The organism is Rhizobium sp. CAU 1783 (genome assembly GCF_054551725.1).
The window spans coordinates 667,096-690,527 of the sequence record NZ_JBTOLM010000001.1; the positions used below are offsets into that span (position 1 = coordinate 667,096).

Annotated in this window: 20 protein-coding genes; 10 read left to right on the forward strand and 10 right to left on the reverse strand. The window is 62.5% G+C overall.

What is annotated here, in order from left to right; translation table 11 throughout:
- Positions 1-175: 175 nt before the first annotated feature.
- On the reverse strand, positions 176-1,132 hold the full coding sequence (locus tag ACX93L_RS03000; RefSeq protein ID WP_459403458.1) for a choline ABC transporter substrate-binding protein: 957 nt from the start codon (positions 1,130-1,132) through the stop codon (positions 176-178).
- 291 nt (positions 1,133-1,423) lie between these two features.
- Here ACX93L_RS03000 and ACX93L_RS03005 point away from each other — a divergent pair, with 291 nt between their 5' ends.
- From ACX93L_RS03005 to ACX93L_RS03035, 7 genes are all read left to right on the forward strand, one after another.
- The gene (locus ACX93L_RS03005) at positions 1,424-1,810 is read left to right on the forward strand and encodes a c-type cytochrome (RefSeq protein ID WP_459403459.1); all 387 of its coding nucleotides are present in this window, start codon (positions 1,424-1,426) and stop codon (positions 1,808-1,810) included.
- Between the two features lie 231 nt (positions 1,811-2,041).
- Positions 2,042-3,130 carry a hypothetical protein gene (locus tag ACX93L_RS03010; protein WP_459403460.1) on the forward strand — a complete coding sequence of 363 codons (1,089 nt, stop codon included), beginning with the start codon at positions 2,042-2,044 and terminating at the stop codon, positions 3,128-3,130.
- Positions 3,131-3,361: 231 nt separating this feature from the next.
- Positions 3,362-4,159: a prohibitin family protein gene (locus tag ACX93L_RS03015; protein WP_459404131.1), complete on the forward strand. Its 798-nt coding sequence runs from the start codon at positions 3,362-3,364 to the stop codon at positions 4,157-4,159.
- 46 nt (positions 4,160-4,205) lie between these two features.
- A complete protein-coding gene (locus ACX93L_RS03020; RefSeq protein ID WP_459403461.1) occupies positions 4,206-5,354 on the forward strand; it encodes a hypothetical protein in 1,149 nt (382 codons plus the stop codon).
- Positions 5,355-5,358: 4 nt separating this feature from the next.
- A complete protein-coding gene (locus ACX93L_RS03025; protein ID WP_459403462.1) occupies positions 5,359-7,281 on the forward strand; it encodes an AAA family ATPase in 1,923 nt (640 codons plus the stop codon).
- A complete protein-coding gene (locus ACX93L_RS03030) occupies positions 7,278-8,576 on the forward strand; it encodes a DUF6638 family protein (RefSeq protein WP_459403463.1) in 1,299 nt (432 codons plus the stop codon). The genes ACX93L_RS03025 and ACX93L_RS03030 overlap by 4 nt, the downstream gene beginning before the upstream one ends.
- The gene (locus ACX93L_RS03035) at positions 8,569-9,678 is read left to right on the forward strand and encodes a DUF2333 family protein (protein ID WP_459403464.1); all 1,110 of its coding nucleotides are present in this window, start codon (positions 8,569-8,571) and stop codon (positions 9,676-9,678) included. Before ACX93L_RS03030 ends, ACX93L_RS03035 begins: the two co-directional genes overlap by 8 nt.
- 50 nt (positions 9,679-9,728) lie before the next feature.
- Here the strand turns inward: ACX93L_RS03035 and ACX93L_RS03040 are convergent, their stop codons facing one another.
- From ACX93L_RS03040 to ACX93L_RS03060, 5 genes are all read right to left on the reverse strand, one after another.
- On the reverse strand, positions 9,729-10,184 hold the full coding sequence (locus ACX93L_RS03040) for a PAS domain-containing protein (RefSeq protein WP_459403465.1): 456 nt from the start codon (positions 10,182-10,184) through the stop codon (positions 9,729-9,731).
- Between the two features lie 57 nt (positions 10,185-10,241).
- Complete coding sequence (locus ACX93L_RS03045) at positions 10,242-10,964, reverse strand: helix-turn-helix transcriptional regulator (protein WP_459403466.1); 723 nt, start codon at positions 10,962-10,964, stop codon at positions 10,242-10,244.
- Positions 10,965-11,129: 165 nt separating this feature from the next.
- The gene (locus ACX93L_RS03050; protein ID WP_169586799.1) at positions 11,130-11,591 is read right to left on the reverse strand and encodes an Lrp/AsnC ligand binding domain-containing protein; all 462 of its coding nucleotides are present in this window, start codon (positions 11,589-11,591) and stop codon (positions 11,130-11,132) included.
- A gap of 96 nt (positions 11,592-11,687) precedes the next feature.
- Positions 11,688-12,212, reverse strand: coding sequence for a TIGR00645 family protein (locus ACX93L_RS03055; RefSeq protein WP_459403467.1), 525 nt, complete (start codon positions 12,210-12,212; stop codon positions 11,688-11,690).
- A 137-nt stretch (positions 12,213-12,349) separates the two neighbouring features.
- Positions 12,350-13,894 carry a DUF2235 domain-containing protein gene (locus ACX93L_RS03060; protein ID WP_459403468.1) on the reverse strand — a complete coding sequence of 515 codons (1,545 nt, stop codon included), beginning with the start codon at positions 13,892-13,894 and terminating at the stop codon, positions 12,350-12,352.
- A 184-nt stretch (positions 13,895-14,078) separates the two neighbouring features.
- Here ACX93L_RS03060 and ACX93L_RS03065 point away from each other — a divergent pair, with 184 nt between their 5' ends.
- On the forward strand, positions 14,079-15,752 hold the full coding sequence (locus ACX93L_RS03065) for a formate--tetrahydrofolate ligase (RefSeq protein ID WP_459403469.1): 1,674 nt from the start codon (positions 14,079-14,081) through the stop codon (positions 15,750-15,752).
- 277 nt (positions 15,753-16,029) lie between these two features.
- A complete protein-coding gene (locus tag ACX93L_RS03070; RefSeq protein ID WP_459403470.1) occupies positions 16,030-18,309 on the forward strand; it encodes a TonB-dependent hemoglobin/transferrin/lactoferrin family receptor in 2,280 nt (759 codons plus the stop codon).
- Positions 18,310-18,368: 59 nt separating this feature from the next.
- Here ACX93L_RS03070 and ACX93L_RS03075 read toward each other — a convergent pair whose 3' ends face one another.
- Complete coding sequence (locus ACX93L_RS03075) at positions 18,369-19,223, reverse strand: extensin-like domain-containing protein (protein ID WP_459403471.1); 855 nt, start codon at positions 19,221-19,223, stop codon at positions 18,369-18,371.
- Positions 19,224-19,564: 341 nt separating this feature from the next.
- Here ACX93L_RS03075 and ACX93L_RS03080 point away from each other — a divergent pair, with 341 nt between their 5' ends.
- Positions 19,565-21,754, forward strand: coding sequence for an anthranilate synthase (locus ACX93L_RS03080; protein ID WP_459403472.1), 2,190 nt, complete (start codon positions 19,565-19,567; stop codon positions 21,752-21,754).
- Between the two features lie 34 nt (positions 21,755-21,788).
- Here the strand turns inward: ACX93L_RS03080 and ACX93L_RS03085 are convergent, their stop codons facing one another.
- The 3 genes from ACX93L_RS03085 to ACX93L_RS03095 form a co-directional block, all read right to left on the reverse strand.
- A complete protein-coding gene (locus ACX93L_RS03085; protein WP_459403473.1) occupies positions 21,789-22,247 on the reverse strand; it encodes a hypothetical protein in 459 nt (152 codons plus the stop codon).
- A gap of 74 nt (positions 22,248-22,321) precedes the next feature.
- Positions 22,322-22,567, reverse strand: coding sequence for a type II toxin-antitoxin system ParD family antitoxin (locus tag ACX93L_RS03090; protein WP_459403474.1), 246 nt, complete (start codon positions 22,565-22,567; stop codon positions 22,322-22,324).
- A gap of 78 nt (positions 22,568-22,645) precedes the next feature.
- Positions 22,646-23,416, reverse strand: coding sequence for an SDR family NAD(P)-dependent oxidoreductase (locus ACX93L_RS03095; RefSeq protein WP_459403475.1), 771 nt, complete (start codon positions 23,414-23,416; stop codon positions 22,646-22,648).
- Between the last annotated feature and the right edge of the window lie 16 nt (positions 23,417-23,432).

The following is a 23,432-nucleotide window of genomic DNA, read 5'->3' on the forward strand; positions in this document are numbered from 1 at the left end:
CACCCGTCGCAATTTAAGAGCTGAAAATCGACGATATGACACATCTTCGCCGAAGCAAAGCCGCGGCAGAATTCATGTGCATACAGCTGGTGATAGTGCGCGCCACACTCCTTTCCTCCATGTGCGCGGCGCAGGTATCGAAAGGGGCGGCCGAGCCGCCCCTTTCGACGATCGTTCAGAGGCCGAGCGAGGCCTTGGCGGCCGGAAGAGCTTCCTTGCCGTCCTTGGTGGTCACGCCGGCGAGCCACGGCTCGATCGCAGCGCCGTTGGCCTTCAGCCATTCGGTCGCAGCCTTTTCCGGATCCTCACCGTCGTTCAGGATCTTGCCCATGATCTGGTTTTCCATGTCGAGCGAGAACTTGAGGTTGGTGATGAACTTGCCGACGTTCGGGCATTCCTGGACATAGCCGGCGCGGGTGTTGGTGTAGACGGTCGCGCCACCGAAGTTCGGGCCGAAGGTCGAGTCGCCGCCGGTCAGGTAGGTGACATCGAAGGTGGAGTTCATCGGGTGCGGTGCCCAGCCGAGGAAGACGACCGGTTCGCCGGCCTTGTCGGCGCGTGCGACCTGCGCAAGCATGCCCTGTTCGGAGGATTCGACCAGCTCGAGGCCGCCCATGCCCATCTCGTTCTTCTCGATGAGCGTCATGACGAGACGGTTGCCGTCGTTGCCCGGCTCGATACCGTAGATCTTGCCGCCGAGAGCGTCCTTGTGCTTGCCGATGTCGGAGAAGTCCTTGATGCCGAGTTCAGCGCCCTTGGCATTGGTGGCGAGCGTGTATTTGGCGCCTTCGAGGTTCACGCCGGTCGAATCGACCGACTTCTCGTCGAGGTAGGGCTTAACGTCCTTTTCCTGGGCCGGCATCCAGTTGCCGAGGAAGACGTCGATGTCCTTGTTCTTCAGAGACTGGTAGGTGACCGGAACCGACAAAACGGTGACGACCGGCTCGTAGCCCATGCCCTTGAGGATGACGGAAGCCGTCGCGGTGGTGGCGGTGATGTCGGTCCAGCCGACGTCGGAGAAGCGTACGATGGAGCAGCTTTCGGGCTCGGCTGCCATGGCCGGAGCGGCTGCGAGGGCGACGGCCGAAACCGCCGAAGAAAGGATAATGCGGTAAAATACAGATGCGTTCATTGGAGGCTCCCTTTTTTTTGAGTTCCCAGTCAACAATCTATAACGGACAAATTCAACCCTGCCCGTTGCATTTGCGCCTCATTCCCCTCCCTGTTTGCGACTCGTCAAATCTTTCTGCGAACCGATCCTTAAGTCGAGGTTGGGGGAAGGAAGTCCCTGATATCGTTGAAGTCGCTTGACAGATGTCAATGGCGCGGCAAGTCGCCCCGTGGCAAAGGACGCTAGAATGGTCTATTCTGTCCAATGGACGGGCCGCACGCGCGGCGCGCGACGATTTCCAAAGGAGCGTTCATGAAACTTCACTGTCTGATCCTTGCCGCCTCGATGATGATCCCGGCCGGCGTTGCCTTCGCCGACGGCGATCCGGTGGCCGGTGCCAAGGTGTTCAAGCAATGCATGGCCTGCCACACGGCGACGGAAGCCAAGAACAAGGTCGGTCCGACCCTGCAAGGCATCGTCGGTCGTCCGGTCGCTTCGGTTGCCGACTACAAGTATTCTCCGGCCATGACCAAGTTCGGCGAAGGCAAGGTCTGGAGCGAGGAAGAACTGACCGCCTATCTGCCGAAGCCGAAGGATCTGGTTCCGGGTACCAAGATGGCGTTTGCCGGCCTCAAGAAGCCGGAAGATATCGCCAACATCATTGCCTACCTGAAGGATCCGGCTGCCGGCGGCAACTGATCGATCTTCCGCATGAGCTGTTCTTGGCGGGCAGCGGCGCAAGGTGCGTCGCTGCCCGTTTTTTATTTGCGCCATCTTGCAGGGGCGTGGCGATCCTCCATATCAGGTCTGTATTTTTCTTCCCGGCGCGCCTCTCGCCGGTTCTAAATTTGTTCATTTGTTATAAGGTCGCGGCGACCTGACCGATCGACAGGCGATCGGTGACCCGCGACAGCACAGGGAGAAGACCGCATGGCCTCGCTTCAGTCCTTCGACAGCGAAATCGAGAAGACCCGCACGATCGTCAACGAAATGAAAAGCAAGCTGGACCAGTCCGGCGGGGTGCTCGACCAGTTCGCCAAGGCTGACACCAAGCTCGGCGACGTGAACTTCGACATCGAGAACGCCCGGATCGAGGACGTCATCAAGCAGCAGAAGGTGATGGAGGCGAACATCGCCGACCTGATCATCGGGCTCGAGGATGCGACCAACGTGTTCGGCTCCGAATTCGAGAGCATGAAGAGCTATACCGGCTATGAAAAGTTCATCGGCATCTTCTCCAAGCAGAAGGCGCAGCGCCTGCGCACCGATCGCGTGCGCAACATGTCGCTGGCCGGCAACCTGCAGGAACTTCTCTCCAAGTCGGACAGCATCGTCGGTATCCTGAAGGACCAGCGCTCGGTGCTCGATCAGCGCTACAAGACGTCCGAAGCGAGCCTGATCCAGGTGATCGAGCGCCGCAAGATGACGATTGCCGGCCTCGAGACGACGCAGAAGCGCATCGAGGAACTCAATCCGATGCTGCTCGACCTGGAAAACAAGATTGCCGCCTCGACCGACCAGTCGGCCCGCACCGAGCTCGAAGGCGAGCGCTCGAAGCTTGCTACGGAGTACAACCAGGCGCAGGCCAAAGAGCAGGAGCTTCTGGCCGAGAGCCAGACTCTCGAGCGCTATACCTCGATGTTCCAGACCTTCGTCGATTCGCTCAACAACCAGATCGCCGCGCAGAACACGCTCATCAACAAGCTCACCATAGATACCGAGCAGCGCATCGTGCTCTACAAGGCGCTCGAAGACTCGCTGAAGACGGCGGCGCAGCAGGACGTGGCGCACAAGATCAACACGCTCGGCAGCCAGGTCGATACCGCGGCGGAGGAAACGATGGCCGGCGTCGGTGCCGCCGCGCAGAAGCATATCGGCGACCTGCTCGAGCTGCACGAGAAGAACATGCTGGCGACGCAGGACATCCAGCGCCGCAAGAAGCTGGCCGACGAGGCCTTCGCGCGGCGTTTCCAGACGGTGCTCGACAAGCACAATTCCGCCAACTACGTGAAGCCCTGACGCCACGGCGCGGTCTCTTCCGGCCGGAAACGGAAACTTGCCGTATCCGGCCGGCCGGAGTGCCGAGCCTTCGCTGCCAGTCCTGCGGGCGTCGCGGCCTTACGTCTCTCCTCGGGGGAATGAATGTCCAAATTTATCTTGAACGCCGCAACGGGCGGTGACGGTGGAGCGGGAGCGGGCGGCCGGCTCGGCCGGCTGCTGCTGGTCGCGGCCGTCATCGTGGTTCTCGTCATGTTCGGCCTGAAATCCTTCTACACCGTGGATCAGGGCGAACGCGGGGTCATTCTCCGGACCGGAGCGGTGGTCGGTACGGCCGAGCCGGGCCTCGGTTTCAAGATCCCGTTCCTCGACCGGGTGGTGAAGATCAGCGTGCAGAGCCGTGCGCAGATCTACGATTCGGTGCCGGCCTATTCGCGCGACCAGCAGGCGGCGGTGATCACGCTTTCGGTCAACTACCGGCTGCCTGCCGCCGAGGTCGAGCGGATCTATGCCGACTACGGCAGCGAAGAGGGGCTGGTCGAGCGGTTGATCGACCGGCGGGTGTTCGAGCAGGCGAAGAACGTGTTCGGCCAGTTCAATGCGGTGACCGCGATCCAGGAGCGGGTGCGGCTCAATGCCGAGACCGAGGCCGCCATTCGCGATTCCGTCAAGGGGCCGGTGCTGATCGACAGCGTGCAGATCGAAAACATCGATTTCTCCGACGCCTACGAGCAGTCGATCGAAAACCGGATGCTGGCGGAGGTCGAGGTGCAGAAGCTGCGCCAGAATGCCGAGCGCGAGAAGGTCCAGGCGCAGATCACGGTCACGCAGGCCAATGCCCAGGCGGACGCCGTGCGTGCCCAGGCCGAAGCACAGGCGGCCGCAACCCGGCTGGCCGGGGAGGCGGAGGCCGATGCGATCCGAGCGAAGGGTGCCGCACTTCGCGACAATCCTTCGCTGATCGAGCTCACGGCGGCGGAGCGGTGGAACGGACAACTGCCGACGACGATGATCCCGGGTTCGGCCGTGCCGTTCATCGGGACGAAGTGAGCCGGCGCGAGCGGGCCGATGAAGACCAAGGGGAAGAAGCCAGACGATGCTCGATGAGAAGGGTGGCCCCGTTGCGCAGTATTTCAAGTCGATCGCGGCGGCGATCGGGGGACTTGAGACTTATCTCTCCAACCCGGATCTGGCGCTGCCGGGCAGCGGCTTCGCCGGGCAATTGCTGTTGCCCTACGTCCAGCGGCTGAAGAATTCGTTCGCCTGCTGGGAGAACCGCATCGGGTTTACCGAGCAGTTCCGCATTTCGCGCGCCGAGAGCGGCTTTCCGGTGTTCCAGAACGTGCTGGAGCTGGAAAACGACCGGCTGAGCGCCGGCCAGCGGCTCGCGGCGCTTCCGGACGCCCAGGCGATCCGCGCGGAGATGGCGGATTTCATCCTCAGGACGAAGTCCTTCCCGTCGGCGCTGCAGTCGCAGATGGCCGAGCGGATCTATCTCGAACAGATCGGCAAGGGCGACATCTTCTCGCCCTTCGTCCTGCCGGAAACGGTTCGCGTCAGCGTCAGCGAAAAATCGGGCCGGCCGTATTGCGTCGTCACATGGGCGGTGTTCGACGGAACCAATACCCTGCCGATGATCTATGTCGCCGGTATCGAGGACAGTTCGGAGAACATCGTCGAGCTTCTGGTCGGCAAGGATGGCAAGATCAATCCGGACGTCGACATTCCGCTGCCGGTGGGTGGGTTGCTCAATCCGCAGCTTGCAGCGAAGTTCGACGATTTCGCCGGCAAGAACGGCGCCTATTCGCTGACGCCGGCGACGATCGCGACGAACATGGACAAGGATTTTCCGACGCTTCACCCGAAGCAGCTCCGGCGGATCGTGCTCGGGCCGTTTTATTCGGCGGGCATCACCGAGAACAATGCGAAGATCAACGAGATCCTGTCGCGGGTCCGCAAGCCCGAAAATGCCTGGCTCCTGACTTGGACGATGCAGGAGGTCTTTTCCAAGGCCGAGCGCCCGGCGACCAAGGGCTTCTTCTCCTCGACGCCGGCGACCCAGGAATTCCACATCGACACCAACAATCTGGAAGCGGCGCGGATGGGAGTGTCGGCCTACGAGAAGCATGCGCTGGTGCCGCACGACGCCTACCAGGCGCTCTACGCCTCGGGTGAGGCCAATGCGATCTTCGGCGACTACAAGGTCCACGTCATTTCCGGCAATCAGGTCGTGAGCGAGGTTTGAGGTCATGAGCAACGGATTGAATGCAGGCCTGACGACTATTCGCGAGGACGAGATCGCCAAGCACCTGGCCGTTGCGCAGGGGCTGGTGACGCGCTTCGTGGCGCTCGATCCGGGCGAGGGGGCGGGCGGCACGGCACTGGCCGGCACCGGGCGGCGCTTCGTGCCGACGGTCTCGACCGGCGGCGTCCGGCGCACGCGCGAGGTCGAGCTTTCGAAGACCGTGCAGTCGACCGGCAGCGGCGATCCGCTGATGACGCCTGCCCAGCATAGCGTGCTCTACCGGGTGCGGCGCGGCGTCCAGGTGGCGCTGGCGATCGGTGAGGACTTCGCCCGGCAGACGGATCTCGAACAGCTCCAGGCGCGCAACATCTCGGCGCCGCTGCAGGGCGAGGAGGCGACCCGCTTCAAGGCGCTGCTATCCGCTTCCGCCTATGTCGCGGCCTTTTCGCTCTCCGCCTACCTGCTGTCGACCCTGCCCGGGGAGGGCGAGCCGGTCGAGGATACGGCAGAGCCCGACTTCCTGTTCGACACGCCGCAGGATGCGCTGAAAAGCATGGTCGCGGGGCTCGACGCGGTTGTGAAGGGTGCCGCCGACGATGCAGCACTCACGGCGCGTTGTCGTGCCTTCGCGCGGGGTTCGATCGACGGGCTGGTGGCGCGCAAGGCGCGCTTCACCGGGCTTGCCGCCTTCGAGGCGAACCATATCCGCATCGACCAGGACGATTTCACGCTGGACGGCTTCGACGTGGCGCCGGGGGCCAGGCGCAAGCCGCTGGTGATGACCTTCAAGAAACCCGAAGAGATCATCGGCAATCACATCGCCAAGTTCCAGGCGATGAAACTGGCGAAGATGATGATGGCCTACGACTTCGACCGGCAGATGAATCCGTTTGTCGAACTCGGTGGTTTCCTTTTCACTTTCATCGGCGACGGCATGCCGGGAACGGGCAAGACGATCCTCATCCAGATGATCGCCGGCCTGCTCAACGACTACTGCGAGGTCGCCGGCTACGCCTTCCACTACGAGAATTTCGGCGTCGACCAGATCTCGTCCTACCAGGGCAAATCCGGGCAGAACGCCAAGGCCTTCATCAACAACGTCATCAATCCGCGAGTGATCGGCTTCGGCACGATCGACGACGTCGACCAGGTGGCGGCCAAGCGTTCGGACGACCGGGCATCCGCCGGTCAGCACGAGGTGACGGCGGTGCTGATGGAGAGCTTTGCCGGCGCCTCGACGGTGGTCAGGGGCAACGCCACCTTCGGCATGTTTTCCAACTATCCGGAGAATGTCGACGATGCGCTGCGGCAACGGGCCGGGGCGCGCTGGCTGATCGACGGACCGCAGAGCGAGGAAGACTATATCGACATTTTCGCGCTGCTGATCGGCAAGAACCATTCGATCCCGCTCGGCGAGCATCAGCTCTTTGCCAACCAGGAGATCAAGCGCGCCGTCGGGGTTTCCTACGACAAGCACAACCGGCCCGAGGAAGACGGGCTGGTCGCCGTCTGGGAGCGCTACGAGAAGGCAAACGGCAAGATCGAGACGATCGCCGACATCGGCGGCTACCTACACGAGATCAAGCTCGCCGAGCCGCGCTTCACGGGCCGGGCGATCAAGAACATCACCGACGCGGTCAAGATGCGGGCGATGGACGTCGAGCTGCCGGACGAATGGTTCGGGGCGCCCGAGGTGTTCATGCACAAGAGCTACGACGAGAAGAAGGCGATGATTTCCGAGCTTCGCGGGCCGGTCACCATGGAGATGATCCTCCAGGAGGTGAATCGTTATGCCGACAGCGAGTTCCGCTATGCCGACAAGTCGGACGAGGCGGCGGTCACCGAGATCATCCGCCGCGAACGGCAGCGCGAGCGGGCGATCGGCGAGATCGAGGCGATGAAGCGCGAGGGCAGGTGGTCGGCATGAACCGTCTCCTCGAAGCTGAACTGATCTATGGCCGGCTGCTCGCCGTCACCGAGCCGCATCTCGTGGCGCGCTACAACAAGGCGCTTTCCGGGTTCGGGCTGAAGGCCACGGCGCTCACCGAATTCGATATCGACATGACCGGCTTTTCCCCGCAGATCGCGGCAGAGCTTGGCGACAGGGACTATCTCGACCCGAACCGGGTCAACCGGCGCTTCGTCATTCTGACGCCCGAGCAGGAGAGCCTTCCGGTGGTTCACACCAGCTTTTCCAACACTGCCGGGCTGATGCACGAGTTTTTCACCGCCAATGCGCGGGCGATCAACGCGGTGACGATCAAGGACGCGCTCTACGGGGAGATCGAGGATTCGGTCGCGACGGTGGAGAGCCTCGAGGATCTGCTGTCGATCAACGAGGTGCAGTTCCGGGTGCTCTCGGCGGAGGATCTCTTGGGCAAGGCGGGGGAGCTCAGGCAGCTTGCCGACCGGCTGCAGAGCGAGCCGAACGCCTGGCGCGACGATGCCTTGTTGAACCGGATGGTGGAACTCGCCAGGCTCACCGGCGACATCCGGCAGAACGTGCTGGTGCCGGACAAGCTGGTCTTCCGCCACGATGCCTTCTGGGCCAATCATTTCGGCGGAACCTATGTGTTCGTCGACGACAAGGCGACCACGGTGATCTGCGACCCGTCGGCGCCGGGTTTCCGCAGGTCCAGGCCGTGGCAGGTGAGCTACATCTCGATCAAGGACCCCGCGCAGATCTTCGACTTCCTCGCCAAGACCGGGCGGATCGAGCTGCCGCGGGCGAGCTGGGTCGCAGACTCCGGGCTTTATGCCCTGCGTGCCGAAATGGCGGCCATCGGGCTTGCCTATGTGAGCGACCCGGTCATGGATTTTTCCAAGGTCGACGCGGTGTGGCTGCAGACTTTCCTGCATCGCAATGCGGAGAGCGTGGCAAGGGACGGGACCTATCCCTTCCTCCAGGAGATGACCCGCGCGATTGCCGCCACCGGCAGCCTGCGCATCGCCGAGGTCGCGCCGGCGCTCAGGTTCCTCCTGATCCGGGCCCGGCCCGACCATCCCGACCAGTGGCTGACGAACCGGCTGATCTCGCAGATGACGCCCTTCGACTTCGTGTCGCGTTTCATTTTCGACAAGCAGGGCTTTTATGATGCCTACGAAGGGTTTAGCGATGGGTTCCGGGAATTCGTTGTATCGCGCCTGTCGCAGACCTATCTGCAGGACAAGGCGGGTTTCCGCAAACGCCTCTACGGCATAGGAGAAGACGACAATGCTTGATCCGATCATCGCGTTCTTCCAGCGCATCTTTGCGGCGATCGGCCGGGGTGTCGGGCTGGCCGTGGCCGCCGTGCTGTGGCCGTTCCTGGCCGCGCATGGCTGGTACCAGCGGCGCAACTGGCTGATCAAGGGACCGATCCTCCTGCTGGTCCTGGTGCTGATCGCGCTCTATGGCCAGTTCTTCTGGCGCACGCAGTTCTGGTACGGTTTCAACACCGAATTCGCCCAGCCCTACAAGTTCAACGACCGCAGGGTGGCCGCGGGCCAGCAGGACAGCGCCAAGCCGGGTGTGTGCCAGAATTCGGCGATCGTCACTGTCGTCGCCGATCTCACGGATGCGAATGTCAACCAGAATGCCTGGGTGTCTTCGACGCTGCTCTACAAGATCGGTCTGTTCGGGGTCGACTGGGATCACACGCCGTTCTTCGACAACAAGGCCTCATTCCAGCGCGGCGTCAATCAGGTGGCGCGGCGCGTGGCGATCGAGCTTGCCGACAATCTCGGTCGCGTGCGCGGCACCTCGGGCATGAACAATGACCTGCAGGATGCGCGCGGCAACATCCAGTTTGACGAGGGGACCTGGTATTTCGGCACCAACCCGATCGGCATCAAGACGCCGACCCCGAGCTATTATCGGTCGGCGGTCGAAAGCTGGCGCAAGTTCAATTCGTCGCTCGAAACCTGCGCGGCCGTCTTCGACGCGCGCGCCGACAACCTCGTGCAGTTACTCGACCGCCTGGCGAGCGATCTCGGCAATACATCCGACATTCTTCGCCGCCGTTCGGAAGAGTTTAACGCCGGCTGGTTCGATACGCGTGCCGACGACCGCTTCTGGTTCGCCTACGGGCAGCTCTATGCCCAGTATGCGCTGCTGCAGGCCGTGCGCGCCGACTTCGTCGACGTGATCCGCGAGCGCAACCTGACTGCCGTCTGGGCGGAGATGGAAAAGCAGCTGCAGGGCTCCCTGCGCATCCAGCCGGCGATCATCTCGAACGGTTCGGAAGACGGCTGGATCATGCCGACCCATCTTGCGACGATGGGCTTCTACATCCTGCGCGTCCGCTCCAACATGGTGGAGCTGCGGTCGGTGCTGGACCGCTGAGCCATCGCGTGCTCGTCGGCCCGCTCAGGCGGGCCGATCGCACTTCGCCGTCATTCGTTCTCGTCGGAAAAGGCTGCGGTGCGCAGACGCTCGAAGAACTCGTAGGTGACGCCGACGAGTTCGCCGGAGGTGCCGGGCTTGTTTCTGAATTTCCCGACGGTGCGGGCGAATTTCCAGCAGTCGGCGCCGCGCTTGACGCGATAGATGTTGTGATAGGTCTGCTTCTGCGAGCAGGCGCGCTCGAAGCTCTCCATCAGCATCGGCAGATCTTCGGGATGGATGCGGGAGCGGAACTCGACCATGTTGACCCGTCCGTCAGTGCTCTCCATGCCGAAGATGCGGAAGACATCCGGAGTGGCATAGAACAGACCGCTGTCGAGATCGATCCGCCAGAAGCCGTATAGCCGGAAGGACTGGGCCAGTTCGACCACCTCGTGTTCGGTCATTCCGACCGAGGTGCAGTCCTGGAATTCCTTGTGATCCAGCTGGTCGAAGCGGAGGGGCAATGTGGTGTCTCTTTCCGCCCTGGCGCGCGGATGGACGAGCCGGTGCCGCTTCAGGAACTAGTTGATTAGCTTCAGACGAATTGCCTTCGCTACCAACTGTGTTCGATTTACGCAATCCAGCTTTTTGATGGCATTCGTCATATAGGCGTTCACGGTGTGGTCGGACAGGGCGAGGATCTGGCCGATTTCCACCGATGTCTTGCCCTGGGCGGTCCAGCGCAGCACTTCGAGCTCGCGGGCGGACAGGACGTTGGGCGCGACGCTCTCGGCGCGCCGCATCCGGTCGAACATGTCGAAGCCGTGTAGCGAGATCATGCCGAGTTCGTTCATTTCCGACTGATGAAGCTTTGTACGCGCACCGTCGTAGCGCATGAAATAGCGGCCGGAATCCACCGAGTTCATCGGAAAGATCATGCCCATCAGCAAATTGTGGCGGCGTAGCAGCTCGTTCATCTTGGCCGGGCATTCAAGATTGTCCGGTTCGCCTTCGGCATCGAGGCGCCAGGTCTGCGGCAGGATTGAATTGCTGAAACGCGGAAGAATGGGACAGTTGCGGAGAAAGTGGTTCTTGTCGAATTCGCGGGCAAACTGTGCGGGAAGGGTGCTTTCCAGAACGAGCGGGGAAATCAGAATGTCGTTCGGGTTCGGAGCGGCCATGATCGTGACATGGTCGAGTCCGAATTCCCGGGCGACCCTCGCCATGATCGTCATGAGCTGGGCGCGTGTCTGGCTGCTCGCTAGTTCTTCGCTCAGCAGCGATTGACGTTCCGCGATTATCATTGAAATTTCGAAAGTTGATAGCTGTTGGTATGTTATCGTTAACAAATATATCAGTCGGACTTAAAAGCCAGAACTTTTTTACTGGTCGAACGACCAAAATTCACTCGAATTCGAAAAATGCACGCAGCGTGGTAAATAAAGCATGGTTCGACAACTCACGCGTGATCAAACCGGTAGTGCAGCACCGGTCTTCACTTCCTCCATCACCGCATAGGTATGGGTTTCGCGTACGCCCGGCAATGGCAATATAACCTCGGAAAGGAACTGGCGGTAGGCCTCCATTCCGGCGACGCGTGCCTTCACCAGATAATCGAAACCACCCGCCACCATGTGGCACTCCATGACGTCGTCGGAGCGTTTGACGGCATCGGCGAAGGCGTCGAAGACGTCGGGGGTGGTGCGGTCGAGTTTGACCTCGATGAAGACCAGGAGGTTGCGACCAAGCTTCTCCGGCGACAAAATCGCCATGTAGCCGGTGATGAAGCCGTCACGGGTCAGCCGTCGGACCCGCTCGGCCGTCGCCGTGGGTGACAGGCTGACACGTTCGGCGAGTTCGATGTTGCTGAGGCGACCCTCCTGCTGCAGCGTGCGGAGGATCTTGCGGTCAAGCCTGTCCAGTTCTTTCATTGTAAACTACCAGATCAAGAATTTTCGGCGATAGTCACGCAGTATACATCTCGAGGCAGGGATTTGAACGGTTGCCAAGGCGAGCTCTATGCCGGGTCAGATCTCGCGTTCGGGCTTGTCGGTCGTCTTGGGCTTGGCCATCAACTTCTCGAGGAAGCCGAGCATGACGGCGGAGACGACGAAGGCGAGGTGCATGAGCGTCAGCCACATGATCTTGCCGTCGGTGAACTGGTTCACGTTCAGGAAGACCTGGAGCAGGTGGATCGAGGAGATGGCGACGATCGACGAGGCGACCTTGATCTTGAGGCTGCCCGCGTCGAGCTTGCCGAGGAAGGAAACCTCGTCGTCGGCTTCGTCGAAACGGCTGACGAAGTTCTCGTAGCCGGAGATCATCACCATGACGATGAGGCTGGCGACGAGCGCGGCGTCGATCAGGCCGAGCATGGCGAGGATCATCTCCGCTTCGCCGTAATTGAACACGTTGCCGGCGACTTTCAGGAACTTGTAGCCGAAGGACACCGCATAGACCGCAAGGGCCGCGACGAGGCCGAGATAGAAGGCGACGAGGATCCAGCGGCTCGACAGGATGATCCGTTCAACCAGCAATTCGAGGGATTTCATTCGGGGACTCCAGAGGCAATTCGACGGTCTGGGGCCAGACATAAGCGGGGGCTCGCCGCTCGGCAAGCCCGTCTGCCGGCCTTTGCCGCTCGCTTCCGGGCCCCAGGTGGCTTGGATCGGCCCTCGGGCACTCTCCGTCATGTCGGATCGATGGTGAGCCTCACGCTGCCGCGATTGTTTTCATAGGCATGCCAGGCATCGTTGGCGAAGCAGTAGAGGTAACCGCTGGCCTTCGGCTTGATCGTCACCTTTTCGCCGATGCGGAAGACCTCGTGCGGCAGGCGTTCGACGGCGCGGCTCCTGCTGCTCTTCTTCGGCGGCGGCTCGTTGTTGGCGATCAGGCCGATCAGGCAGAACCAGTCCTCGTCCTCCTCGCGCTTGGTCCACCAGAAGTCGACCTGCTCGTTCTTCAGGATGGTCTTGGTGAGGTTTTCTAGCTTGCCGAACAGCGAGGAGGCGACCTGGGCGATCTCGGCGGGTTCAAACTTGCCGTCCGCGGTGCCGCCGGGACCACACTTGATCGAGGCGTCCATCCATTGGCCGCCGGCGCTGAGCTTGTAGGTCTTGCCCTTTTCCAGAAAGATACCGGTGGCGTTCCAATGCTGGCGCGCGAAGATGTCGACGGTCGCCGGCAGTGGCTTCAGCGTCCAGTAGTCGCCGGCGTCGAGCGGCGGATCCTGGTGGCGATCGAGCGCGGAGGCGTGGATGTCCGCCGACCGCGGCCGGGTTGTGATCAAAGGCACGGCGCGGGGTCTCGTCTTCAATGCCTTGAACAGACCGGTGACGGAATCGTGCAGGACGTCGTTGGGGTCGGGGGCGAGCTGCGACAGCGCCTTTCCGCGGATGGCGAGGCCCGCGGCTTGCGCCTCCTCGATCATCCATGTCAGTGCTCCGTCCGATAATCCCGTCTGGGCATAGCCGCCGCCGACATCGCCGTGGACCCCGGGGAACCACAGCTGCTTCAAGTCGGCGCCTGGCTTCGGGTCCCAGAGCGTCGGCAGGAAGTTCTGGCGCTGTTCGTCGATGGCGACCGCATGGCGGGCATGGGCGACGATGTCGCTCAGCGCCGTATTGTGGAAGCGGTGGCCGTCCGGGTCGTCGATCAGATTGAGGAAGGCCATGTCGTCGGGGATGCCGAGCGAGCCGACGGTGTCCCAGACGCCGATGAAATGGATGGGCGTCTTTTTGGTGGGGAGTTCTCCGGCCGCCGTGTTGTGGAAGGGGCGGGCCTTCGATGCCTTGATCGGGCTCGCCCCCTCGGCGCGGTAGGCGGCAAACACCTCCTCGATCGACTTCCAGAGCTTGTCGTCGTCAACGGCCGAAGAAAGGTCGAGCAGGCCGCATTTCGAGATCATGCCGCCGAGGCTGCGCACCGTGTAGGCGCCGCGGCTGAAGCCGATGAGGAAGATGCGGTCGCCGGGCTTGTAGAGGCCGGCCAGCCAGCGATAGGCGCTCATGATGTTGCGATCGAGGCCGCGGCCGGTGCCGCCGCCGACGAGCTTGTCCCACCAGGTGCCGTCGGTGCCGACACCCGGATGGTAGTAACGTTCCTGGCGCGTGCCGTTTGCTTCCTCCGGGGCGACCGCATTGTGAAACTTCCAGACATTCGTTGGCGTAGGGACGCCCTGATCCACCATGTCGGGGGTGTTCCAGGTGCCGTCGCAGCAGACTACGAGATTCATCTTGCTTCTCCATTCTCCTCTGGATTGCATTATCATCTCACATTTCAACCTGTGCGCAACAGGTGCGTCGCCCTGTCCCAGGAGCGGATTTGCGGTGTGCCAAAAATAACCAGTTGGCCACCTTGCCATCCTTTCGAGGCGCGGGGATGCTCGGAAAAAAGAGCGACGGGGAGGGACTATCGAAATGGCATTGTCCGATATCGAGATCGCAAGAGGGGCAACCAAGAAGCCGATCCAGGAGATCGGCGCGCGGCTCGGCATTCCCGCCGAGCAACTGGTGCCCTACGGCCACGACAAGGCGAAGGTTTCGGCCGAATTCATCCGTTCGCTGGAAGGGCGGCCCGACGGCAAGCTGATCCTCGTCACCGCGATCAATCCGACGCCGGCCGGCGAGGGCAAGACGACCACGACGGTCGGGCTGGTCGACGGGCTGAACCGGATCGGCCGCAAAGCAATGGTCTGCATCCGCGAGCCGTCGCTCGGCCCCTGTTTCGGGGTCAAGGGCGGCGCTGCCGGCGGCGGCTATGCGCAGGTCGTGCCGATGGAGGACATCAACCTCCACTTCACCGGCGATTTCCATGCCATCACCTCGGCGCACAACCTGCTGACCGCCATGGTGGACAACCACATCTACTGGGGCAATGCACTCGACATCGACGTGCGCCGCATCACGTGGCGCCGGGCAATGGACATGAACGACCGAGCGCTACGGCAGATGGTCGGCTCGCTCGGCGGTGTGTCGAACGGCTTTCCGCGCGAATGCGGCTTCGACATCACTGTCGCCTCCGAAGTCATGGCGATCCTCTGTCTGGCGTCCGATCTCGCCGACCTGGAGCGTCGGCTCGGCGACATCATCATCGGTTACCGGCGCGACAAGAGCCCGGTCTTCGCCCGCGACATCAAGGCCGACGGGGCGATGACCGTGCTCCTGAAGGACGCGATGCAGCCGAACCTCGTGCAGACGCTCGAGAACAACCCGGCCTTCGTGCATGGCGGCCCGTTCGCGAATATCGCCCATGGATGCAATTCGGTCATCGCGACGCGCACGGCGCTCAAGCTTGCGGATTACGTTGTCACAGAAGCCGGCTTCGGCGCCGATCTCGGGGCGGAGAAGTTCTTCGACATCAAGTGCCGCAAGGCAGGCCTCGAACCCGCAGTGGCGGTGATCGTCGCCACCGTCCGGGCGCTCAAGATGAATGGCGGGGTGAAGAAGGAAGAGCTCGGCCAGGAGAATGTCGAGGCGCTGACACGCGGCTGCGCCAATCTCGGGCGACACGTGGCCAATGTACGCCGCTTCGGCGTGCCGGTCATCGTGGCGATCAACCACTTCACCTCCGACACCGAGGCGGAGCTTGCCGCGGTCAGGGAATATGTGTCGCGGCTCGGGGCCGACGCGATCGTCTGCCGGCACTGGGCAGACGGTTCAGCCGGTATCGAGGCGCTGGCGCAGCGGGTCGCAGAACTTGCGGACTCAGGCCAGGGCGCCTTCCGCCCCCTCTATCCCGACAGCCTGTCGCTCTTCGAGAAGGTCGAGACCGTCGCCTCGAAGATCTATCACGCGGCGGAAGTCACCGCGGCGAAGAGCGTGCGCGACCAGCTCGCCTCCTGGGAGGCGCAGGGCTATGGCCACCTGCCGGTCTGCATCGCGAAGACGCAATACTCCTTCTCCACCGACCCGGCGCTGCGCGGCGCGCCGGAGGGTCATGTGGTGCATGTGAGGGAGGTCCGGCTTTCGGCCGGCGCGGGCTTCGTCGTGGCGATCACCGGTGACATCATGACGATGCCGGGCCTGCCGAGTTCACCCTCGGCCGAGCGGATCTTCCTCAACGACCACGGCTTCGTCGAAGGACTGTTCTGACTTCAGTGGCCAGGCGTTCCCGATGCCAGTGGACGGTGCCACGGGCGCCGACCGCGTGCCCGACTGTGTCCTTCGCGCAATCGTGGTCGGTACTCCCGAATACATGATTATAAAAATCATGTTTATTATGTTGACTCCTTTAATCATGTTTTATAGACGGCAATAAGAGGGCGCCAAACGCCCTTTGCCTCGGTTTTGACACATTTGGAAACGGCCTCCCGTCGCGAGCTCATGCGCGTGGCAACGGTTTCGTGCGGCCGTCGAAAGGAAATATTGCATGGCCTCCCGCCATTTCAGACCCCTGTTGCTCGCATGCTCGGCACTCGTCGCCTGCTCTCCGTCGTGGAGCGCCTTTGCGCAGAGCGCCACCGCCACCAGCCAGGCCGCAACGGGTGATACCGAGCTCGCACCCATCGTCCTCAAGGGCAAGCGGGTGCAGAAAACGGTCGTCTCCGACAGCCCGCTGGTGTCGCAGACCACGGCCGAGGACCTGCAGGAAAAGCAGGTCGACAGCTTCCAGGATCTCGGGCGTTCGCTGGAGCCCGGGGTCGACTTCCTGAAGAGCCAGGGCGGGGTGACGATCCGCGGCCTCGGCGGACCCCGCGTCGTCACGACGATCGACGGTATCCCGATCCCCTACCTTTCGAATGATGCGCGCAGCGGCGGACCGTCGACGACGACGAACGCCAACGGCGGCAGCGACAGCTTCGATTTCTCGTCGATCTCCGCACTCGACGTCCTGCGCGGCGCCGATTCCAGCCGTCTCGGATCCGGTGCGCTCGCCGGCGGCATCGTGCTGCGGACGCTGGAGCCAGACGACCTGATCGAGGAAGGCCGCGACTGGGGCGGCATGGCCAAGCTCACCTATGACAGCGAGGACAACAGCTTCGGCGGCGCGGCTGCGGTCGCCAAGCGGGTCGGCAACAGCTCCGTGCTCTTCCAGGGCGCCTACAAGAAGGGCCACGAAGTCCAGAACCAGGGTGATGTCGACACGATCGGGCCGACCCGGACGGAAGCCAATCCCGGCGACTACGACCAGTCGAACGTGCTCCTCAAGGCGCGCCACGAGCTGGAGGGCGGTCATACGATCGGCTTTACCGCCGAGCGCTATCGCCGCGATTTCGAAAACGACCTGAAGACGTTGCAGGGCGCAACGACGGGTTCGAGCCGCGTCTATGCCGTCGGCAACTACGGCGGCTTCGACGATACCGCGCGTGACCGCGTCTCCCTCGACTACAGCTTCCTTTCCCCGGACGAGGCTTCGGTCATCGATTCCGCCCAGTTCTCGGTCTACTGGCAGCGACTGGTCAAGAATGCCGGCGCAGAAGGCGCCCGCGTCGGGACCTTCAACGGGCCATGGTATCGCGACAACGAGGTCGAGGATAACGCGGTCGGCGTCACCGGTTCCATGACCGGCAGCTTCGACACCGGCACGCTTCGTCACGAGGTTACCGTCGGTGGCGACTTCTCCGTGTTCGGCGCTTCACAGTACCTGACGGGTCTCGATGCCTGCGTGCTCGGCACCGTGACGGCAGGTTGCGGCAGCCTGCATTCCAACCAGTCCGACATGCCCGACGTCGACGGCAAGCGCCTCGGCATCTATGTCGACGACAAGATCTCGTTCGGCGACAGTGGCTTCGCCCTGACGCCGGGGATCCGCTTCGACTGGTACAGCTACGAGCCCAAGCTCACCGACGCATACATGGCAAATCCGGGCTATGCCGTCACCGGCCTGCCGGACGGCAGCGAAGGAAATCGCTTCTCGCCGAAGCTTCTCGCGACTTACGAACTGACGCCGGCCGTAGAACTGTTTGCCCAGTGGTCGATGTCCTATCGTGCCCCGACCGTCAACGAACTCTATCTCGACTTCGCCAACCCGGCCTCCGGCTATGCAGTGCTCGGCAATGCCGACCTGAAGCCTGAGACGGCAAACGGCTTCGAGATCGGCGCCAACTTCGACACCGGCGACTTCACCGGCCGCGTCGCGGCTTTCCACAACCGCTACCGGAATTTCATCGATATCCAGACGACCTATGGCAACCCGTCCTATCCGGCCTTCGTCCAGAGCAATGTCAACATCGACAAGGTGCAGATCTCGGGCGTCGAGTTCAACGCGCAGAAGGAGTTCGACAACGGCCTCGTTCTGCACGGAGCACTGGCCTATGCCTATGGCGAGGACATGGAAACCGGCGACTACGTACGGTCGGTCGCGCCGTTCAAGGGCGTGGTCGGCGTGGGTTACCAGCAGGAGACCTGGGGTACGGATCTCAGCCTGATCGCCTCGGCCGGCATGCGCGACGACAACAAGGCCAACACCTTCGACGCGCCCGGCTACGGCATCGTCGACCTCACCGCGTGGTGGGAGCCGGAACAGGTGAAGGGGCTGCGCATCCAGGCGGGTGTCTACAACCTGTTCGACAAAAAGTACTGGAACGCGGTGGCCAACAAGGACGTCAACCCGAATACGGTGCCGAGCAATTCGAACACCGTGCAGTCGCTGGACTACTATTCGGAAGCGGGACGCACGTTCAAGATCTCGCTCATCCAGAAGTTCTGATCGGCTTCGGACCGCGACAGGACAGGGCGGCGCAGCGATGCGTCGCCCTTCTTCGTCTGTCAGCGGCAGTAGCGGTAGCCGTCCCGGCGCTCGAGCACGTCGAGATGCAGGTGATCCTTGTGGGCCTCGTCGCTGCCGGGGGAGAGAACCGTCGAGAAATAGAGGCAGGCGGCGGCATTGAGGCTGCGCTGGAAGGCGGCGGCGAGGGTGCCGTCCTCCGGTTTCGCGATCATCATCGGCACGGTCTCCTTGCCGAATTGCAGCGACGCGACGTCGACGGCATTGCCGCGGGCGTGCTCCGAGATCTTGCCGGTCTCGGCGCTGTTGCGGTTGCGGCAGACATAGGCCGAGGCCTGATTGATGGCGGTGAGATCGCCCTTTTCAGGGAGCGCGATGCGGGCGGCGGGCAGGATCACGTCGCGGGTCAGGCGGGCAAGCTTGAGGGCCGTCTCGCATCGGAGAGTGGCCTCTGGCGCAATCCGGATGCCGGGCAGGAGCGCAGTCACCGTGATCGGATGGTTCATGCCGCAACCCTTTCCGTCATCGATCGGAGCCTCGATCCGGAATTCGGTACCGAGCGCCTCGAGCGCTGCGCGGCAGGTGCGGAATTCCTCCTCCCTTTCGATCTCGATCACCGGCGTCTCAACGGCGGCTTGCGTCCTGCGAAGTCCAGGGATGGGCGGCTGGGGGCGCTCCAGCGATGCGGGGTTCGTTTCAGTCCTTGCCGGAGCAGTTGCCGGTGGCGTGCCAGATGACGGTTTGGGGTCGGGGACGGGGATCGTCTCCCCTTCGACCGGTCCGGATGGTGTGGTGATTGCGGCCGGTTTTCTGTCCGGGAGAGGACCTTTTTCCGGCAATGCGGCTCCGGTGAGGATCAGGAGGCCGAGCAGGGCTGCAGCGAGCCTGGACGCCATTTGTCCGCCTTTCAGTTGGATCGGGCACTTCTGAGCAACGTTTCGGCGGCAGAAAGGTTGCGCGACGCGCGTGGCGGCCCGTGGAAAAGCCCCGATTCCGTCAGGCCGGAATTCGGCTTTGCCCGCCAAGATTCCCGGTTGCGCTACTCGGCGCCCCGGGTTATGAAATCGCTCATGATCAAGTCTTTGAACATCGGTAACTGGTGGTGGGCACGCTAACGCGGCCTTGACCAGTCATGTCCAAAGACAAGTGACCCCAAAGCCGCCCGGAAAATCCTGAGGCGGCTTTTTTGTATTCAGGCGCCTCGGACAAGGGCCTTGAAGAACGGAGAAACGGAAGCATGGCGACGATCATTCGGGACGATGGTGGCGAGACCTACGAGACGCGCGGGGGCATCACCGTCACCCGGCAGCGGCGGCCCACCCCTTACGCCGATGCCATCAACGGCTATGTCGACCGGCTGGACGAGCGCCGCGGCGCGGTGTTCTCGTCCAACTATGAGTATCCGGGCCGCTATACGCGCTGGGACACGGCGATCATCGATCCGCCGCTCGGCATCTCCTCCTTCGGCCGCAAGGTGTGGATCGAGGCCTATAACGAGCGCGGCGAGGTGCTGCTCTCCTTTATCGCCGAGAAGCTGAAAGCCGTTGCCGACCTGACGCTCGGGGCATCGACCGCCACCCGCCTCGATCTCGTCGTCAACGAGCCGGACCGGGTGTTCACCGAGGAAGAGCGCTCGAAGATCCCGACCGTTTTCACGGTGCTGAGGGCCGTCACGGACCTCTTCCACTCGGAAGCGGATTCCTCGATCGGCCTGTTCGGCGCCTTCGGCTACGACCTTGCCTTCCAGTTCGATGCGATCAAGCTGTCGCTCGCACGCCCCGAGGACCAGCGCGACATGGTGCTCTTCCTGCCGGACGAGATCCTGGTCGTCGACCACTATTCGGCCAAGGCCTGGATCGATCACTACGACTTTTCCAAGGGCGGGCTTTCGACCGAAGGCAAGTCGGGCGAGATCGCGCCGGAACCCTTCAAGCATACTGACACCATCCCGCCGCGCGGGGATCACCGTCCGGGCGAATATGCCGAGCTGGTCGTCAAGGCCAAGGAGAGCTTCCGCCGCGGCGACCTGTTCGAGGTGGTGCCGGGGCAGAAGTTCATGGAGCGCTGCGATTCAAAGCCGTCGCAGATCTCCAAGCGGCTGAAGGAAATCAATCCGTCGCCCTATTCCTTCTTCATCAATCTGGGTCAGCAGGAATATCTGGTCGGCGCCTCGCCGGAAATGTTCGTGCGCGTGTCCGGCCGCCGCATCGAGACCTGCCCGATCTCGGGCACGATCAAGCGCGGCGACGACCCGATCGCCGACTCGGAACAGATCCTCAAGCTGCTCAATTCCAAGAAGGACGAGAGCGAGCTGACGATGTGCTCGGACGTCGACCGCAACGACAAGTCCCGCGTCTGCGAGCCGGGTTCGGTCAAGGTCATCGGCCGCCGGCAGATCGAGATGTATTCGCGGCTGATCCACACGGTCGACCACATCGAGGGACGCCTGCGCGACGGCATGGACGCCTTCGACGGATTCCTTTCCCACGCCTGGGCCGTCACCGTGACCGGTGCGCCAAAACTCTGGGCGATGCGTTTCATCGAGGCGCACGAAAAGAGCCCGCGCGCCTGGTATGGCGGGGCGATCGGCATGGTCGGCTTCAACGGCGACATGAACACGGGCCTGACGCTCAGGACCGTGCGCATCAAGGACGGCATTGCCGAGGTGCGCGCCGGCGCGACGCTGCTCAACGACTCGATCCCCGAAGAGGAAGAGGCCGAAACCGAACTGAAGGCATCCGCCATGATCGCAGCCATTCGCGACGCCAAGACCGGCAATGACAGCAAGGCCAAGCGCGGGGTCGCCGCGGTGGGGCAGGGGGTCAAGATCCTGCTGGTCGACCATGAGGACTCTTTCGTCCACACGCTCGCCAACTACTTCCGCCAGACCGGCGCCACGGTCTCGACCGTGCGCACGCCGGTGCCGGAAGAGGTGTTCGACACGATGAAGCCCGATCTGGTGGTGTTGTCGCCGGGACCCGGCTCGCCGTCGGACTTCGACTGCAAGGCGACAATCAAGAAGGCGCGGGCTCGGCAATTGCCGATCTTCGGCGTGTGCCTCGGGCTGCAGGCGCTGGCCGAGGCCTATGGCGGCGAGCTTCGCCAGCTTGCGGTGCCGATGCACGGCAAGCCGTCACGCATCCGCGTGCTCGAACCGGGTATCGTCTTCTCCGGGCTCGGCAAGGAAGTGACGGTCGGCCGCTACCACTCGATCTTCGCCGATCCCTCGACACTGCACCGCGACTTCATGATCACGGCGGAGAGCGAGGACGGCACGATCATGGGCATCGAGCACACCAAGGAACCGGTCGCGGCCGTCCAGTTCCACCCGGAATCGATCATGACGCTCGGTCAGGACGCCGGCATGCGGATGATCGAAAACGTGGTCGCGCATCTGGCGCGGCGGGCCAAGGAAAAGGCGGCCTGATATGTTTGATCACGGGCAGGGTGTCTGCCCGTGATCAAGCGACCGACCAAAGGGTGCCCCAACATATCAAGAATGTTCCAAAGCAATATAGTGTTCGGAATATCCACTGGTTGACGCGCTCGGTTAGTGTTTCTCCTTTGAAACTCTGTATGGACCAACCTTGAAGCGCCAAGGTTGCCCAGAGGAGAATACCCGTTCCGCAAACTATGACAGTGGTCGCAATCCCGATATGTTTTCCCAATATTGTGGAACTTAACGCACCGAGAGCCGCTCCGGTCGTGCAGGAAATGGCGAATGCCTGGAGGGCGTTCCACAATGCCGACCTGACCGCATTAATTCGCGACTGTGATTGGTCCGGACCTCGCTTCAGATGGGCCTCATTAATCTGGCTATTGTGGAGGATTTCCGCTTGGACGAACCGTTGCGGCCGGAAGATCGCAAACAGGACAAGTTTAATCTTCGTCTTCAGCGTCAGAGGAATGGTGGGCTTCATGCTGCTGTCCTCGAATTGAGTCAATATTGCTGCTTGCCGGACCCGGACCCGCTGCGTGAGGGCGGCCGACGCGCTCAGGACCCTCCTGCCCAGAGCCTCATTGCTTTGTCGAACAGTTCTTCCCTGTCACGGTTGCCAATTCCGCTTTCGAGGCCCGCATCGACGAGGCGTTGCATGGCCGAAACCTTTTCGGCGCGCTCCCGGTCCTGTCTTATCAGGTGACAGATGTAGTCGCTGGGATTGGCATAGCGACCCGTGTCCGTCTGAGCGTCCACGCATTCCTTCATGGGGTCCGGCAGCGATACGTTCATGGTGGCCATGGCTGCCTCCTTTTCGTCAGCATGGCAAAGATTGGCAAATATTGTCAAAGGTCGAGGCCTTTCGCCATCCGGCCGTGCTCAATACCCGCCCAGCCGTCTCGCGATGATGCTGAAATGGTCGCCGAAGAGGCGGACGACCAGGTTGAGGACCTTGGCGTCGAGGCCGATGCGCCACATCAGCTTGCGGCCGTGGGCGGCGCGCCAGACCGTCCTTGCGACGCGGTCGGGGGTGATCTTGACGCCGAGCTTCTGCAGCGAGCGTGACTTCACCTTGGCGTCGTGGACCATCGGGGTCGCGACATAGGCGACCGTGATGGCGCTGACCGTAATGCCATGCTGGGCAAATTCGATCGCCAGGCCCTCGGTCAGGCTGCGCACGAAAGCCTTGGAGGCGGCATAGACGGCAAGCTCCGGCACGCCATATTCGGCCGAGGCCGAACTCATGCTGATCAGATGGGCATCCGGCGTCTTCTTCAACGCTTCGAACGTGGCGCCGATCATGGTCAGGATGCCGTCGATGTTGACCCTGTTGATCAGGGCATGGTCCTCCGGGGTGATCTCGACGAAGGGACCCATGCGCAGGATGCCCGCCGACAGGAATGCGACGTCGAGATAGCCGAGGGTGTGCTCCAGGAACGTGTCGGTCATGCGGATCGCGGCGGCGCGGTCGGTGACGTCGCCGACCAGCGGCACGATCGCGCCGGTCGGTGCGCGGGCGGCAAGCCGCTCGAGGCTCGCGGCATCGATGTCCGCGGCGCCGACGAGCCAGCCCTTACCGGCAAAGAGCAGGGCCGTTTCAAGCCCGATGCCGGAGCCGGCCCCGGTGATGAGTATCGATTTCCTGCGCATGTCACTCACTCCTCAT

Excerpts from the sequence above, each read along its gene's own strand:
- ACX93L_RS03000 (WP_459403458.1), bottom strand. The coding sequence starts at position 1,132 with ATGAACGCATCTGTATTTTACCGCATTATCCTTTCTTCGGCGGTTTCG.
- ACX93L_RS03005 (WP_459403459.1), top strand. The coding sequence starts at position 1,424 with ATGAAACTTCACTGTCTGATCCTTGCCGCCTCGATGATGATCCCGGCC.
- ACX93L_RS03010 (WP_459403460.1), top strand. The coding sequence starts at position 2,042 with ATGGCCTCGCTTCAGTCCTTCGACAGCGAAATCGAGAAGACCCGCACG.
- ACX93L_RS03015 (WP_459404131.1), top strand. The coding sequence starts at position 3,362 with ATGTTCGGCCTGAAATCCTTCTACACCGTGGATCAGGGCGAACGCGGG.
- ACX93L_RS03020 (WP_459403461.1), top strand. The coding sequence starts at position 4,206 with ATGCTCGATGAGAAGGGTGGCCCCGTTGCGCAGTATTTCAAGTCGATC.
- ACX93L_RS03025 (WP_459403462.1), top strand. The coding sequence starts at position 5,359 with ATGAGCAACGGATTGAATGCAGGCCTGACGACTATTCGCGAGGACGAG.
- ACX93L_RS03030 (WP_459403463.1), top strand. The coding sequence starts at position 7,278 with ATGAACCGTCTCCTCGAAGCTGAACTGATCTATGGCCGGCTGCTCGCC.
- ACX93L_RS03035 (WP_459403464.1), top strand. The coding sequence starts at position 8,569 with ATGCTTGATCCGATCATCGCGTTCTTCCAGCGCATCTTTGCGGCGATC.
- ACX93L_RS03045 (WP_459403466.1), bottom strand. The coding sequence starts at position 10,964 with ATGATAATCGCGGAACGTCAATCGCTGCTGAGCGAAGAACTAGCGAGC.
- ACX93L_RS03050 (WP_169586799.1), bottom strand. The coding sequence starts at position 11,591 with ATGAAAGAACTGGACAGGCTTGACCGCAAGATCCTCCGCACGCTGCAG.
- ACX93L_RS03055 (WP_459403467.1), bottom strand. The coding sequence starts at position 12,212 with ATGAAATCCCTCGAATTGCTGGTTGAACGGATCATCCTGTCGAGCCGC.
- ACX93L_RS03060 (WP_459403468.1), bottom strand. The coding sequence starts at position 13,894 with ATGAATCTCGTAGTCTGCTGCGACGGCACCTGGAACACCCCCGACATG.
- ACX93L_RS03065 (WP_459403469.1), top strand. The coding sequence starts at position 14,079 with ATGGCATTGTCCGATATCGAGATCGCAAGAGGGGCAACCAAGAAGCCG.
- ACX93L_RS03070 (WP_459403470.1), top strand. The coding sequence starts at position 16,030 with ATGGCCTCCCGCCATTTCAGACCCCTGTTGCTCGCATGCTCGGCACTC.
- ACX93L_RS03075 (WP_459403471.1), bottom strand. The coding sequence starts at position 19,223 with ATGGCGTCCAGGCTCGCTGCAGCCCTGCTCGGCCTCCTGATCCTCACC.
- ACX93L_RS03080 (WP_459403472.1), top strand. The coding sequence starts at position 19,565 with ATGGCGACGATCATTCGGGACGATGGTGGCGAGACCTACGAGACGCGC.
- ACX93L_RS03085 (WP_459403473.1), bottom strand. The coding sequence starts at position 22,247 with ATGAAGCCCACCATTCCTCTGACGCTGAAGACGAAGATTAAACTTGTC.
- ACX93L_RS03090 (WP_459403474.1), bottom strand. The coding sequence starts at position 22,567 with ATGGCCACCATGAACGTATCGCTGCCGGACCCCATGAAGGAATGCGTG.
- ACX93L_RS03095 (WP_459403475.1), bottom strand. The coding sequence starts at position 23,416 with ATGCGCAGGAAATCGATACTCATCACCGGGGCCGGCTCCGGCATCGGG.